The sequence below is a fragment of the Larsenimonas rhizosphaerae genome, assembly GCF_023700005.1.
In the GTDB taxonomy this organism is placed as follows: domain Bacteria; phylum Pseudomonadota; class Gammaproteobacteria; order Pseudomonadales; family Halomonadaceae; genus Larsenimonas; species Larsenimonas rhizosphaerae.
Window position 1 is genome coordinate 1581927 of record NZ_JAMLJK010000001.1, and the last position, 15156, is coordinate 1597082.

Here is a 15156-nt window from a genome sequence, read left to right on the forward strand (position 1 = left end):
TGTGATAAGGTATCTCAACCATGGCAGGTTCGAACCCTGATGATCAATGGGAGTGCATTCTAGTGTGGTATTCGCGTCTGTCACAATACTGGACACCAGGCGTCAGAACCCGTCGTACAGGGCGAGCGGTAGTCACCGTGTTCAGACGTTTCATGGCGCATGATGGCCTGCGTACTGCTGCGTCGCTGACATATACCACCCTGTTTGCCGTGGTGCCGCTGACGACCGTGCTGTATGCGATGCTTTCTGCGGTTCCCAGTTTCCAGGGCGTGGGTGATCAGCTTCAAACCTATGTGTTTCAGCAGTTTCTACCGGCCACGGGAGAGGTGGTACTCGAGAAGTTGACCGAGTTTTCGTCACAGGCACGACAGTTGACGGCATTCGGGGTGGGATTTCTGTTCGTGACCTCCCTTTTGATGATGTACACCATTGAGCAGGCATTTAATCAAATCTGGCAGGTGACGACGCATCGGCGCGGGCTGGCCAGCTTCGTGATCTATTGGGCGGTACTGACCCTTGGACCCTTCTTGATTGGCGCGGGTTTTGCGCTGTCGTCCTATCTGGCCTCATTGCGGTTTTTCAATCGAGCCGCGTCCTTGTTTGGTGGTCAGGATCTGTTGCTGATGGGGGTGCCACCGCTGTTGAGCCTGGCTGCCTTCTTCTTTTTGTACATGGCCGTGCCCAGCACTCGTGTCAGGGCGCGTGATGCCGCTCTGGGAGCGCTTTTCATGGCGATTGCCTTCGAGGCTGCCCGGTTCGGGTTCTCGATCTTTGTCGGTCACTTCACGTCCTATCAGGTGATTTATGGTGCGTTTGCGGCCGTACCGCTATTTCTGCTGTGGGTGTATCTGAGCTGGTCACTGGTGCTGGCAGGTGCTGAAATCACGGCCCTGCTGGGTGAATCTTCCCGGGCGGACTGGCGTCACTGGTCTCCCTTCTGGCAGTCACTGGGGCTGTTGTGGCGGCTCGATGAACAGCGGAAATCAGGGGGACACCTGTCACTGGGGCAGGTGCGCCGGCTGGTCGGCGGTCATTACCGAACGCTGATGGCGTCGATGGTCGAGCAGGGATGGGTGGTACAAAGCAATCAGGGAGGGTGGGTGCTGGCACGCTCTCTTGATGAGCTCCCACTCAGTGAGGTGATTGAACATATCGGCTGGACTAGAAAGGACGAACAGAACGTCCCTGACCCTCGCTTTCAGCCGGTACAGCAGGCGCTGGCGGCGCTGGCGCTGCAGCGGTCAACCGCAACGCGCCACCCGTTGAACTCTTATTTTCACGAGCATGATGCCGACCGCAACATCACCTCACCCGGGACTGGACGCAAGCGCCTTCTCCTACGATAGTAGTGACGTACCTTGCACCCATGTATGTCACAGCTAGAGGGCGACAACGATGGATGATAACGACGATCAGGTGCTGTTTTCGAAGGAAATGGCCGGGGTGATTCCCCTGAAACCCCGGGACAGGGTGGTGCCGATCAAGCCGCCTGGGCCTCCCACCGAGGCACAACTGGCCCGCCGTGAAAGTGCGCAGCGTGCCGAGCAGACCAGCAATTTCCTGTCCGATGAATTCGTGGAGCTGCTTCCCGCCAATGACCCCGTGGAATATCGCCGTGATGGTATTCAGACCGGCGTGATCGACAAGTTGCGTCAGGGCCGGTATCACGTTGATGCCCGTATCAATATCACTCGCCGTTCTCTTGAGGAGTGTCGCCGTGAAGTCTTTGCCTTTATTCGCGAGGCTTTTGACCATGAGCTTCGTACGCTGTTGATCATTCATGGCAGGGGGCGTGACGATGCGAGCCATGCCAATATCGTTCGCTCCTATGTGGTGAAGTGGTTACAGCAGTTTGAAGAGGTGCAGGCCTTTGCCAGTGCCCAGACACATCAGGGCGGCGTAGGGGCAACGACCGTTGCGCTTCGCAAGTCTCCTCGGGCGAGCCATCGCAACCGGGAGCTGCACCAGCGTCGACGCGCTCCCTGATCGAGCAGTTGCCAGGGATGGGACGGACAGGGGGACCGACAGGCTATACCTGTCAGTGCCCCTGAAAAGCATGTGTGCGGGACTTTCAGGCGTCGTGCTTCAGGACGGGGAGTGCACCAGGCTTTCAGGGTCCAGACGCTCAAGTGGGTATGGCAGGGGCACCTGAGTCAGTGCATGGCCACAGGTCAGCATGGGGGCGTCCAGTGCCGCGACATTAACCACGGCCAGCAGTTCCTGCTGGTGTTCACCGTCAGCGACACGCAGAACGGTACCGACATTCTTGCCTGCATCATTTTCGACCGGGTCGCCCGGATGGATGTCCTGAACCAGCATGCCGGTTGCCAGATGCATCAGGCGTTTCTTGACCTGTCCGCGGTAATGGGCCCGCGCTACCACTTCCTGACCGGTATAACATCCCTTCCTGAAGCTTATTCCACCCAGAGCTTCCCAGTTGATCATTTGCGGGAGCCACTGTTCACGCTGGGTATGTTCCAGCCAATAGACCCCGGCTCTGACATCTTCAAGCTGCCAAGAGGCAGTATCGGCATGGATGTCGGTATCCAGTGGCTGTTCGGCAATGCGCAGGATTCTTGTATGTTCTCCCGGGTGGCGTATCAGTACGCCGTCCTGACAGGCACTGGTGTGCCATGCCGTATCCGGCAGGGGGCCATCAAGCAGCGTCGCGTCCGGTGCAATGAATCCCTGAATGGCCAACTCACTTCTCAGACGTAAGGTTGTCTTGTAAAAGGCGGCAAATTTCTTGAGGTGGGTCAGCAGGTCTTCGGCCAGGGTAGCGGTCGTCAGTAACCAGTAGGTGGTTTCATCGCGCCGAATCAGTTGTCCATTGGCCAGCATGCGGCCCTTGGGAGTGCAGAAGCATACTAAAGGGGCGAAATGCCCGTTGGCGCTGGCGGTGGCGGCAGACCCCTGGCCTTCCAGCAATTTTGCGCTATCGGCCCCCGCAAACTCGATGATGCTGAAGGTGGACCCGAGGGTCGGGGTCGTATCGGTCCTGTCGTTCATGCAAGGCTCCCGCGTGACTGTTGCTGCGATAGGGTCATCGTTTTGTTACCTTGTGATGGGGCCCAGAGTGGCTAAAGTCAAGACAGGAGATACCGGTATGGCCATGGCCTTTACCCTTGAAGGACTCAAGACGACAGATGATGTGAACCAGGCCACGACGGCATTGATGATGCTTGACGGCGTTGACAGCGTTGAAATCGGGTTGTCATTTGCCCATGTCGACGGTCAGACCTCGCTGGAGCAGGTCAATCGGGCGCTGAGCCCGCTCGGCTTCAAGGCACGCAAGGGATGAACGTGTTGATGGGCTGATACCCTTGCAAGATGCAGGGGGTGGCTATATATACAGTGGCGGTGCGTACGCAGCGTCACTGTTTTTTTATGCATGGAGGCTTCATGAGCAACAAGGCGTTTGAAATCAAGTCATCGTATCAGCCGGCCGGTGATCAACCTGCAGCCATTGCCTCGCTGGTCAATGGTATTGAGGCGGGGCTTGCCTTCCAGACGCTTCTGGGCGTGACCGGTTCCGGCAAGACATTCACCATGGCCAACGTAGTGGAAACCCTTCAGCGCCCGGCGATTGTCATGGCACCCAACAAAACGCTGGCAGCCCAGCTCTACGGTGAGTTCAAGGCCTTTTTTCCGGACAACGCCGTCGAGTATTTCGTTTCCTATTATGATTATTATCAGCCCGAGGCCTATGTACCGTCATCCGATACCTTCATCGAAAAGGATGCCTCCATCAATGATCACATCGAACAGATGCGCCTGTCGGCGACGAAGGCCCTGCTTGAGCGTCGCGATGCACTGATTGTGGTATCGGTCTCGGCGATTTACGGCCTGGGGGATCCGGATCAGTACCTGAAGATGCGGCTCCATTTCAATCGCGGTGAGCAGATTGATCAGCGAGCCTTCCTGAGGCGGCTTGCAGAGCTTCAGTATACGCGCAACGACATGGATTTCCGGCGTGGTACATACCGGGTACGGGGTGATGTCATCGATATCTTTCCGGCAGACTCCGATGAGCAGGCAGTGCGGGTAGAGCTCTTCGATGATGAGATCGATACCATCAGCCTGTTTGATCCGCTGACCGGCGAAGTGGCCAGCAAGGTGCCACGGATGACCATCTACCCGAAAAGCCACTACGTCACGCCGCGTGACACCATCCTGCAGGCTGTTGATTCCATCAAGGATGAGCTGAAGGAGCGCCTCGACTATCTGCGCAAGCACGACAAGCTGGTCGAGGCCCAGCGGCTTGAACAGCGTTCCCTGTACGACATCGAGATGATGCTGGAGCTGGGGTACTGCAATGGCATTGAAAACTACTCTCGTTATCTGTCCGGCCGTGAGCCCGGCCATGCACCTCCGACCTTTTTCGACTACCTGCCCAAGGACGCGCTGGTCTTCATTGATGAGTCTCACGTCAGTGTCCCCCAGGTTGGCGGGATGTATCGAGGCGACCGTTCGCGAAAGGAAACCCTGGTGGAATACGGTTTCAGGCTGCCTTCGGCGCTGGATAATCGCCCGATGACCTTCGAAGAGTGGGAAGGCATCCTGCCCCAGACCATTTTCGTCTCTGCCACACCGGGTCCGTATGAGCAGGAGCATGCCGATCAGGTTGCGGAGCAGGTGGTACGGCCGACCGGGCTGGTGGATCCTGAAATCGAGGTGCGTCCGGCTACCACTCAGGTAGACGATCTGCTTTCCGAGATTCGCATTCGCCTTGAGGTCGGAGAGCGGGTACTGGTTACCACGCTGACCAAGCGGATGTCCGAGGATTTGACCGAGTACCTGGCCGAGCATGATATTCGGGTACGTTATCTGCACTCGGACATTGATACCGTCGAACGTGTTGAAATCATTCGCGATCTGCGGCTGGGCAAGTTTGACGTGCTGGTAGGCATCAACCTGCTGCGTGAAGGACTGGATATCCCGGAAGTCTCGCTGGTGGCCATTCTGGACGCCGACAAGGAAGGATTTCTAAGGTCTGATCGTTCCCTGATCCAGACCATCGGCCGTGCAGCGCGTAACGCCCATGGCAAGGCCATCCTCTACGGTGATCGTGTTACCGGTTCCATGCAGCGGGCCATGGATGAAACGGCACGGCGGCGGGAAAAACAGCTGGCGTTCAACGAAGAGCACAATATAACTCCGCGGACCATTACCAAAAGCGTGGCCGATATCATGGAGGGCGCTCAGGCCCCGGGCAGCAAGAAGACTCGTGGGCGCAAGAGCCAGGGTAATGATGAGGCGAACCTGGGCGTTGACGATCTTAAATCCATGAGTGTTGCTCAGCTGACGGAACGGCTGTCGCAACTGGAAGACAGGATGTATGAGGCCGCGCAGAACCTGGAGTTTGAAAAGGCCGCTGGATTACGTGATCAGATTCATGCCCTCAACGAGCGGCTGATCGAATTCAAGTAGTGACGTCATGCTTCAGTAGCGTATTACACATCACAGGCAGGGAGGCCTGATACCGATGCCCGAAGGACCGGAAATTCGTCGCGTGGCTGACCGATTGAATCGTGTGCTGGCGGGGCGGCCGCTTGCGGATGTCTGGTTTGCCTTTGCAGAACTCAAACCGGCTGAAATTCAGCTGCTTTCTCATCGGGTAACTCATGTCGACAGCTGGGGCAAGGCGCTTTTAACCCACTTTGACAATGGGCAGGTGCTGTACAGCCATAATCAGTTGTACGGACGCTGGCGGATTGAACGACGTGAGCAGCCATTGTCATCGACCCGTTCATTGCGGGCTGCACTGGCTACCTCCACTCATGTGGCCAGACTTTACAGTGCCTCGAGCATTTCGCTGTGGGACGAACATGACCTGCCGACGCATCCGTTTCTGTCCCGGCTGGGACCTGACTTGCTTACTCACGATGTGCAGACCGACGCCCTGGTCGAGCGGTTGACGTCAAGGCGCTTCGCTGGACGCCAGATTGGGTCGCTTTTGCTGGATCAGGGGCTGGTGGCTGGTATCGGCAACTATCTGCGCTCCGAGATACTGTTCTACGCCGGGCTCCGTGAGCACTGGCGGCCGAATGAACTATCGACTCGCGCCATCACCCGACTGGCGGATATGATACGTCAAATAACAGTACAGGCCTGGCGTGAGGCCGGAGTAACCAACACACCCGAGTGGCGTGCGCCGCTGCAGGCGCAGGGTTTCAGACGCAGTGTGTGGCGTCATGCTGTATTCAATCGGGCGGGTGAGCCCTGTTTTGCCTGTGGCACGCTGGTGGAAAAGCGCCCCTGTAATTCACGTCGGCTGTATTACTGTCCCCACTGCCAATCCTGATTTATACCGTTATCTTTTTTCGAGTCCCATTTAGAGTGCCTGCTCAAGGGACATTGACGGTTTGTTTCCAGTATACTTTTGCCGCTGAAAGGACGCTGACCGTCGTCTTTTTTGACCAAAAAATGATGAGGAGTACCCTTAATGACCGTGATTCGTCAGGACGACGTTATCGATAGCGTCGCCGATGCGTTGCAGTACATCTCGTATTACCATCCAAAGGATTTCATTCAGGCCATGAATGCGGCCTACGAGCGGGAAGAAAATCCAGCGGCGCGGGATGCCATTGCACAGATTTTGATCAACTCGCGCATGTGTGCCACTGGCCACCGTCCCATCTGTCAGGATACCGGCATTGTTACGGTATTCGTGCATGTGGGCATGGATGTACGCTGGGATGCCGAGATGAGCCTGGACGACATGGTCAATGAAGGGGTGCGGCGCGCCTATCTCCTGCCGGATAACATCCTGCGGGCTTCCGTGCTGGCCGACCCGGATGGCAAGCGCCAGAATACCAGGGACAATACGCCAGCCATCATTCATCACAAGCTGGTGCCGGGAAATACCGTCGAGATTCATGTTGCGGCCAAGGGAGGTGGCAGTGAAGCCAAGTCCAAGTTTGCCATGCTGAACCCGTCGGACAGCGTCGTGGACTGGGTGCTGGAACAGATCCCCAAAATGGGGGCTGGCTGGTGTCCGCCGGGCATGCTGGGCATCGGTATTGGCGGCACGGCCGAGAAGGCAATGCAACTGGCCAAGGAATCCCTGCTGGAGCCGATCGACATTCAGGAGCTGAAGGCTCGTGGCGCTACTACGCGCAGTGAAGAGTTGCGTCTCGAACTGTTCGATAAGGTCAACCAGACCGGCATCGGCGCACAGGGACTGGGCGGATTGACCACGGTGCTGGACATCAAGGTGCTGGATTACCCGACCCATGCCGCCAACAAGCCGGTGGCGATCATTCCCAACTGTGCCGCTACCCGGCACGTACATTTTACCCTCGATGGCAGTGGTGCTGCAGAATTGCCGGCACCGTCACTGGATGACTGGCCTGATATTACCTGGGAAGCGGGCGAGGGCGTCAAGCGGGTAAACCTGGACACGGTAACCGCCGAGGAGATCCAGAGCTGGGTGCCTGGTGATACGCTGCTGCTGTCCGGCAAGCTGTTGACCGGTCGTGACGCCGCGCACAAGCGCATGGTGGATATGCTGGGTCGGGGCGAGTCGTTGCCGGTTGATCTGCAGGGACGCTTCATCTATTACGTGGGCCCGGTTGATCCCATTGGTGACGAAGCCGTGGGTCCGGCAGGCCCGACCACGGCAACTCGCATGGACAAGTTTACTCGTACCATGCTGGAGCAGACCGGTCTGGCCGGCATGATCGGCAAGGCCGAGCGTGGCCCGGTAGCCATTGAAGCCATTCGTGATCACAAGGCGGCCTATCTGATGGCGGTCGGCGGAGCGGCCTATCTGGTGGCTCAGGCGATTAAAAGGTCCCGCGTGGTTGCGTTCGAGGACCTGGGCATGGAAGCCATCTACGAGTTTGATGTCGAGGACATGCCGGTGACGGTTGCAGTGGATGCCGGCGGAAATTCAGTGCATCAGAGTGGTCCGGCGAAGTGGCGGGATATTATTGCACAGCAGGGGTGACGGGCAGGGGGTATCGCTCCCTTTGAGCGCATACCTCGTGTATCCTTCGCACCATGCATGAATGTCAGCCAGGGCTTGCCCTGGCTTTTCCATTGGGTCTCAACAGGCAGGCACCACGATGACCGCGATACTGGGTGGTGTAATCATCATCATCTTTCATGTGCTGGGAACACTCTCTGCACTGATGGCGTTGATGTCGAGCCGGACGTCCCAGGGCGCCATCGCGTGGATCATTTCCCTGCTGACCTTCCCCTATCTTGCGCTGCCTGCCTACTGGGTTTTCGGCAGACCGCGGTTTTACGGCTATGTATCAGCGCGGGAAGAGCGGGATTCATCGCTTCGTCAGGTACTCACCCGCTTTCGTCGTGATCTTACGCCGTTCTTTTCCCGCCCCGAAAGCGATGAGCGTCGTCTGGTCGCGGTCGAGCGACTCGCCATGATGCCGATGTCCCGGGGCAATCATCCCGAATTGCTGATTGATGGTCAGGCGACCTTTGACAGTCTGTTCAGAGGAATTGAACGGGCCGAGAATTATCTGCTTATTCAGTTCTTCATTGTGCGCGATGACCGGTTGGGGCAGGAGTTGAAGCGCCGCCTGTGCCGCTGCGCCGAGCGCGGGGTACGTGTCTGCTTTTTGTATGATGAGATTGGCAGCCGCAAACTGCCCGAGGCCTATCTGGTCGAACTGCAGACGGCCGGTGTCGAGGTCTCCCGGTTCGGGTCGTCCCGCGGCTGGCGTCACCGTTTTCAGGTCAACTTCCGCAACCACCGCAAGATCATGATTGCCGATGGGCTGCGCGGCTGGGTCGGTGGTTTGAATGTCGGTAATGAATACATGGGGGAAAGCCCGCGCTATGGTCACTGGCGGGATACGCACATGACATTGACCGGCCCGGCAGTGCTGGGACTGCAGGAAGCATTCTGGGAAGACTGGCACTGGGCCACCGGTACCATTCTTGCACTGAACTGGACGCCGCGCCTGTCCAGCCATGGAGATCACCATGTCGTGATTGTTCCTTCCGGTCCGGCAGATCATCAGGAAACCGCCAGCCTGATCATTCAGCAGGCCATTCATGGCGCGCATTACCGTTTCTGGATCACCAGCCCGTATTTTGTTCCGGACCAGGGCGTTCAGGACGCCTTGAAACTGGCTGCCCTCAGAGGGGTGGATGTTCGGGTACTGATGCCGGAGCATCCTGATCACCTGCTGGTATTTCTGTCGGCATTTTCATTTTTGCCCGACATGATCAACGCCGGCGTTCGTATTTATCGCTACCAGCCGGGGTTCATGCACCAGAAAGTGTTTCTGGTCGATAACGATACCGCATCAGTGGGTACCGTGAATCTGGATAACCGGTCGTTCAGGCTTAATTTCGAGATTACTGCGTATATTCCCTCACCGGCATTTGCCCGGTCGGTCGAGGCCATGCTCGAGCAGGATTTCAAGGTAAGCCGTGAAGTATCTCTGGATGAGGTACAGTCGCGCCCGCTGTGGCGCAAGATCATCTCCCGGGCGGCATATCTGGCCGCGCCGATTCAATAACAACAGACCGGACGGTCTGCATCGGTGACGAGCAGGACGGCGATTGTGAATCTTGAAACGAAATGGCTGGAAGACTTTGTGGCGCTGGCCAATACGCGCAGCTTTTCTGCATCGGCGCGTCAGCGCCATGTCACTCAGCCGGCATTCAGTCGCCGTATTCGCTCACTTGAGCAGGCCGTGGGCGCGCAGCTGGTAGACCGCTCGACTACGCCGGTCACCCTGACGCCGGAAGGGCAGCTGTTCGTGATCACGGCGCGTAACCTGGTCGAGCAGTTAAGTGAATGCCTGGGGCATCTGCGCGGGCTGGAAATGGCCAATGAGGCGCTGGATATCGTGGCAGCACATTCGCTGGCCCTCGGGTTTTATCCAAAGTGGATCTCACGGCTGCAAAAGGGCGTCGGTGAATTGCCGACACGATTGACGGCCATGAACGTCGGTGATGCGATCCATGTGCTGCGTGAAGGCAACTGTGACCTGATGCTGGCCTACCATGATCCTTACGCCACCATGCAGCTCGATAGTGAAGCCTTTCCCTCCTTTTCGGTTGCTCAGGTGCGGATGGTACCGATCAGCGTGCCCAACGAGGACGGCGCACCGTCCTTTTCCCTTGATTCTTCCGGCTCGTTGCCTTTTCTGAGCTATAGCCAGGGCGCCTTTCTGGGACGCAGCGTGCGCATGCTACTGAAAAATGACCCGTTGCGAATGCGGCTCAAGACGGTCTATGAAACGGCGATGGCCGAGGGGTTGAAGGGCATGGCCCTTGAGGGCGCGGGGGTGGCGTGGATTCCCGAGTTCTGTATTCGGGATGACCTGCATCATCATCGGCTGGTGCGGGCCGGTGGCGAACAGTGGGATATTCCTCTGGAGATCCGGCTGTATCGGTGCTCGCTGGTGCACAAGCCAGGCGTCGAGCGGCTCTGGAAGCGTTTGCAGAAACTGCCCAGGGACTTTCTGGAAAGTCCCTGAACGTTGCTCAGGAGGCGTTATAACCTGCAGGTAATCCCAGAAAACTCTGAATGATGAAAAAGTGATCTTCGAACAGCTGTTCCGGATCGAGATCGGCCAGGGGCAGCCAGACAGCCTTGTGACGCGAGGTGCGTGGCATGCGCACCTCGGGCAGTCGTTGCTCCGGGCGCAGTGCCAGATAAAAGGCCTGTGCCAGTGTTCGGCCCCGCCAGCTGCGATGGGGGTCATCAAACAGGCGATGCGCCCTTAGGGACCCTCGAAGTACCGGTTCCGGTACCTTGAGCCGAATGTTGTCCCGCAACTCTCGAAAACAGGCATCCTCCAGCCGTTCCTGAGGCTGAACAAATCCGCCAGGCAGGGCATAAAGCCCCTTGCCTGGTGCGGCTCGTCGTTCGACCAGCAGGACATGCCCGGACTGCACCACCACCGCATTGACGGTAATGAACATGGGGGGATAAGGCGTATCCTGCCAGGCGCGTTGATACTGCTCTAGAAGCTGACGTTCCTGATGCAGGGCCTGCCAGTGTTCCGTGTCCATAAACTGCGACAGTCGTGCCGTCACCGGCGCCTCGAGCGTGGGGTGTGGTGTCGGGGCGAGGTACGCTCTGGCGGTGTCGGCATTGTGGAACAATGGGACGCGGATATCTTCCGAGGAAATGCCGTCCAGTGGATCGACACTTACGGACTGCCACTGGGGGAACAGGGTCAGAAAATAATTCGACCGAGTCTGACGTGCTCCGATCAGGGCTATCTTCGGCAGCTTCTGTGCAGGCTGCATGGCCAGGTCCCGCACCTTTTTCTGAACGTCGCGCACCCAGATATCATCGTTGTACAGGGCATCAAGCAGGGGCACCATGGTCAGTCTGCTCTGATCCTCACTACCAATACAGGCTCGAATCATCTCGGCGCGTTCATCGAATGTCCATGGATTGCGCAGGGAACGAGCCTGCCAGGCGGAACCTATCAGCACAATGACCTGTTCGGCTTTTGAAAGTGCCTGTGCGATCACTTCAATGTGCCCACGGTGAGGGGGCTGGAAACGGCCAATGAAGACCAGGCAATCAAACACCTTCTCAGGCATACAGGTTCTCTTTCGGGACATCGTAAAAGGCATATGTAACGAAGGTATTATGCCGGTTCCACAGACAGGTGCAATTTGAACCGCTGTCCTTTATCCACCAGGCTGTATCGCTGAACCAACGACGGGGAGTCGAAAGCATGTACCGACAAAAAGCGGTTGTCAGCGGGCACGTGCAGGGTGTGGGGTTTCGTTACGCGACTCGGGAAAAGGCCCGAGAGCTCAGACTTGGTGGCTATGCCCGCAATCTGGAAGATGGGCGCGTGGATGTACTGGCTGAAGGGGACAGGTCTGCCGTGCAGGCATTGATAGCCTGGCTTGACAAGGGGCCACCCCATGCACGGGTGGCACATGTCGAGGTCGCGGCCATGGAGCAGGCCGAGACCTCGATACACAATGAATTTACTACCGGGTGAGAGTGACGTCAGGTTGCCGAACGGTTCAGCCTGACATCCATCAGTTCATCCAGGAAGTTCTGGCTCCAGTGATGGATGTCATTGTTTTCCAGCACATCCATCATGGTACGCCACCGGGTCTTGCGCTCGTCCAGTGACATTGTCAGGGCCTGTTCCAGCATGTCGGCCACACCATCGATGTCGTAGGGATTGCAGACCAGCGCTCCCTTGCTCAGCTCCCAGGAAGCGCCGGCCAGATGCGAGATGATGAGCACGCCCGGGTCTTCCGGGTCCTGGGCAGCGACGAACTCCTTGGCGACCAGGTTCATGCCATCACGCAGCGGTGTCAGAAAGCCCACCCGGCTCATGCGTAAAAAGCCCATGATGGCTTCACGGCTGTAACCACGATTCAGATAGCGAAGCGGAGTCCAGTCGTAGTCGGCAAAACGTCCGTTCACATGGCCGGCTACACGCTCAAGTGTGGTGCGCAACTGGGCATATTCATGAACATCGGTTCGTGAGGGCGGTGAGATCTGGATAAAGACGACATTGCCCCGCTGATGCTCCTGCTTTTCGAGCAGGCGCTCAAAGGCCTGGAAGCGCTTGTAAACGCCCTTGCTGTAATCCAGACGGTCCACACCCATCACCAGTGGGCGATCCCCCAGTGAGCGCTGCAGTCGCTTGCCGGCCGATGAGGTGACGCCGGCCTGAGCCATTTCCTGGGCAGCCTGAACATCAATGGAAATCGGATAGCTTTCCGCCCTGAAGCGGCGGCCATCAACCTCCAGCATGCCGTCATCGTGTTCGACGGCGTCAAGGGCCATGGTCATGCAATCCTTGAAGTTCTTGAGATCGACATCGGATTGAAGGCCAATCAGGTCATAAGCACTCAGATACCGCAGCAGATTTTCGTAATCCGGAAGAATGCGCAGTACATCCCAGGGGGGAAAGGGAATGTGAAGGAAGTACCCCAGTGGCGCGTCGGCACCGGTTTCTCTCAGGTAATGACCCAGCGGCACAAGATGGTAGTCATGTACCCACACACGAGTATTGTCCTTGATCAACGGCATGAGGTGGTCAGCGAAACGCTGATTGACACGCAGATAGCCTTCAAGATTTTCCCGACTGTATTCGACCTTGTCAGGACGATAGTGAAACAGCGGCCAGAGCATTTCATTGGAAAAGCCGGTGTAATAGGTCTTGTGATCGTTTTCCGTCAGAGGAAAGGTGGCAAAGCGAACACCATCAAAGTCGTAATGCTCCAGCCTGGCATGCTCATCATCGTCGATGCTGCCGTTCCAGCCAAGCCACAGGCCGTCAGCCTGCTGCAATGCCGTCATTACGCCAACAGCCAACCCTCCCTGGTTACCGCTGCCGCCGTCCGGATTGGGGACGCGGTTGGAGACAACGATCAACTGGCTGTCCTGTTCACTGTTACTCAAAAGATATCCTCCCATGGTTTACTTAAAAGTCTGGCCGAATTGATCAGACCTACCATGCTGTAGGTCTGCGGGAAGTTTCCCCAGAGCTCGCCGGTACGCGGGTCCACATCTTCCGACAGTAGACCGAAGCGGTTTCTCAATTCGACCATGCGCTGGTAGAGCCTTCGGGCCTCATCCTTTCGGCCCAGCGCCACCAGCGCATCGATGTACCAGAAGTTGCATACAGTAAAGGATACATCCGGCACACCAAAATCATCTGGAGCAATGTAGCGGTAAAAAAAGTCATCGATTCTAAGTTCCTGCTCAATGGCTTCCACGGTTGCCTTGAAGCGTAGATCATCAGCGCTCAAAAAGCCGAGGCGCTGCAATAAAAGCAGTGATGCATCCATGGCATCGCCACCCAGCGAGGAGACAAAGCTTTGACGTGTATCACTCCAGCCTTCGGAGCAGATGTGTTCATGGATCCGGCGTGATGTCCGTGTCCAGTGCTGTTGGCGCTCGGGCAGCTCCAGATGACCGGCAATGCGGGCAAGGGTGTTGCAGGCAGCCCAGCACATGACGGCGGAAAACGTGTGGACTTCGGCCCGCCCGCGAAATTCCCACAGCCCCGCATCGGGCTGGTCGAACATGCGAGCGGCCTTGGTGCCAAGGCGCTCGAGCTGTTCAAACAGGGGGAGGTCTCCTGCTCGCGGCAGACGCTGATCGAGAAACATGTGGCCGGCAGCAAGAATAACCGAGCCATATACATCGTTTTGAACCTGCTGCCAGGCGTCATTTCCAACCCGAACCGGACCCATGCCGCGATAGCCGGCCAGTGAGGCTACCTGGTTTTCATGGATTCGCCCCTGGCCATTGAGTTTGTATACCGGCTGCAGGTAGCCGTCCTCGCTGTCTGCCGCAATATTGATGATATACCGTAAAAACCCTTCCATCGTCTGGGTGACACCCAGCTGATTCAGGGCTGCGACTACAAAGCAGGCATCGCGCAGCCAGCAGAATCGATAGTCCCAGTTTCGGCTGCTGTCGGCCGATTCAGGAATGGATGAGGTGACAGCGGCAATCACTGCGCCGGTATCCTCAAACGTGTTGAGTTTCAGAGTGATGGCAGAGCGTATGACCACATCCTGCCATTCATAGGGAATTGACAGGTTCCTCACCCAGGCTTGCCAGTATTGCGTTGTTCTGGTCAAAAACCGCTCACCCAGCGTATCGGGTGATTCGGTTATGGTTTCGTCATCACCGAAGATCAGCGTGATGGGGGTGTCCACCAGAAAGGGCATGCCGTCCTGCAGCGAAGTAATCGGTGCATTGCTGGTCAGGCGCAGGGTGCGCTGTTCGCCGACGTAGCGAATATGATGGCTGCCATGGGTTATCTGGTGAGGGGGCTGGCCGAACTCTGTCATCGGCGCAATATGAGCCTTCAGCCGTGGTGTCCCCTTGAGCGGACGAATGTGGCGAACAAGCATCCGAGGGTGAAAAAACCGTCCGTACTGTTCGAACCGGGGAGCAAAGTCGAAGATCTCGGCCTGCTGTCCTGCCTTGTCGGTCAGCACCGTGCGCAGTACGGCCGTGTTGCGTACATAGTGCTGCTCAAGGTCAGACTGATGGGCCAGGGCCAGATCAAATCGACCCTGGTCTGCGTTGTCATCATCCAGCAGAGCGGTAAACACCGGATCATCATCAAGCCTTGGCAGGCAGGCCCAGGTCATGCTGGCCCGTGTATCAATCAGGGCGGAAACACAGCAGTTACCGATCAGTGCAAGCTCGAGAGAAGACATGGC

General features: G+C 57.3%; 13 protein-coding genes. 9 read left to right on the forward strand and 4 right to left on the reverse strand.

Annotated features, from left to right (window positions below; translation table 11 throughout):
* The first annotated feature begins 20 nt into the window (after positions 1-20).
* Positions 21-1346 carry a YihY family inner membrane protein gene (locus NAT21_RS07230; protein ID WP_250936731.1) on the forward strand — a complete coding sequence of 442 codons (1326 nt, stop codon included), beginning with the start codon at positions 21-23 and terminating at the stop codon, positions 1344-1346.
* A 49-nt stretch (positions 1347-1395) separates the two neighbouring features.
* Positions 1396-1986 (forward strand): DNA endonuclease SmrA, encoded by a 591-nt coding sequence (smrA, locus tag NAT21_RS07235; protein WP_250936733.1) that lies wholly within the window; start codon positions 1396-1398, stop codon positions 1984-1986.
* A 99-nt stretch (positions 1987-2085) separates the two neighbouring features.
* Here the strand turns inward: smrA and ygfZ are convergent, their stop codons facing one another.
* Positions 2086-3009, reverse strand: a complete 924-nt coding sequence (gene ygfZ / locus NAT21_RS07240; RefSeq protein ID WP_250936735.1) for a CAF17-like 4Fe-4S cluster assembly/insertion protein YgfZ — start codon at positions 3007-3009, stop codon at positions 2086-2088.
* Positions 3010-3076: 67 nt separating this feature from the next.
* On the opposite strand from ygfZ, the gene NAT21_RS07245 reads away from it, so the two are divergent.
* The 6 genes from NAT21_RS07245 to NAT21_RS07270 all read left to right on the forward strand — a co-directional run bounded on the left by NAT21_RS07245 (position 3077) and on the right by NAT21_RS07270 (position 10460).
* On the forward strand, positions 3077-3301 hold the full coding sequence (locus NAT21_RS07245; RefSeq protein WP_250936737.1) for a hypothetical protein: 225 nt from the start codon (positions 3077-3079) through the stop codon (positions 3299-3301).
* 101 nt (positions 3302-3402) lie between these two features.
* A complete protein-coding gene (gene uvrB, locus NAT21_RS07250; protein WP_250936739.1) occupies positions 3403-5430 on the forward strand; it encodes an excinuclease ABC subunit UvrB in 2028 nt (675 codons plus the stop codon).
* Between the two features lie 55 nt (positions 5431-5485).
* Positions 5486-6304 (forward strand): endonuclease VIII, encoded by an 819-nt coding sequence (nei, locus tag NAT21_RS07255; RefSeq protein WP_250936741.1) that lies wholly within the window; start codon positions 5486-5488, stop codon positions 6302-6304.
* A 141-nt stretch (positions 6305-6445) separates the two neighbouring features.
* Positions 6446-7951 carry a fumarate hydratase gene (locus NAT21_RS07260; RefSeq protein ID WP_250936744.1) on the forward strand — a complete coding sequence of 502 codons (1506 nt, stop codon included), beginning with the start codon at positions 6446-6448 and terminating at the stop codon, positions 7949-7951.
* 118 nt (positions 7952-8069) lie between these two features.
* Positions 8070-9494: a cardiolipin synthase gene (cls, locus tag NAT21_RS07265; protein WP_250936746.1), complete on the forward strand. Its 1425-nt coding sequence runs from the start codon at positions 8070-8072 to the stop codon at positions 9492-9494.
* Positions 9495-9539: 45 nt separating this feature from the next.
* The gene (locus tag NAT21_RS07270) at positions 9540-10460 is read left to right on the forward strand and encodes a LysR substrate-binding domain-containing protein (RefSeq protein WP_250936748.1); all 921 of its coding nucleotides are present in this window, start codon (positions 9540-9542) and stop codon (positions 10458-10460) included.
* A gap of 7 nt (positions 10461-10467) precedes the next feature.
* Here NAT21_RS07270 and NAT21_RS07275 read toward each other — a convergent pair whose 3' ends face one another.
* Positions 10468-11541 (reverse strand): bifunctional nicotinamide-nucleotide adenylyltransferase/Nudix hydroxylase, encoded by a 1074-nt coding sequence (locus tag NAT21_RS07275; protein ID WP_250936750.1) that lies wholly within the window; start codon positions 11539-11541, stop codon positions 10468-10470.
* Positions 11542-11678: 137 nt separating this feature from the next.
* Here NAT21_RS07275 and yccX point away from each other — a divergent pair, with 137 nt between their 5' ends.
* Entirely contained in the window at positions 11679-11954 is a 276-nt protein-coding gene (yccX, locus tag NAT21_RS07280; RefSeq protein ID WP_250936752.1) for an acylphosphatase, read from the forward strand.
* A gap of 8 nt (positions 11955-11962) precedes the next feature.
* On the opposite strand, the gene NAT21_RS07285 is transcribed toward yccX, so the two are convergent.
* Positions 11963-13375, reverse strand: a complete 1413-nt coding sequence (locus NAT21_RS07285; RefSeq protein ID WP_250936754.1) for an alpha,alpha-trehalose-phosphate synthase (UDP-forming) — start codon at positions 13373-13375, stop codon at positions 11963-11965.
* The gene (locus NAT21_RS07290; protein ID WP_250936757.1) at positions 13372-15153 is read right to left on the reverse strand and encodes a glycoside hydrolase family 15 protein; all 1782 of its coding nucleotides are present in this window, start codon (positions 15151-15153) and stop codon (positions 13372-13374) included. The genes NAT21_RS07285 and NAT21_RS07290 overlap by 4 nt, the downstream gene beginning before the upstream one ends.
* Between the last annotated feature and the right edge of the window lie 3 nt (positions 15154-15156).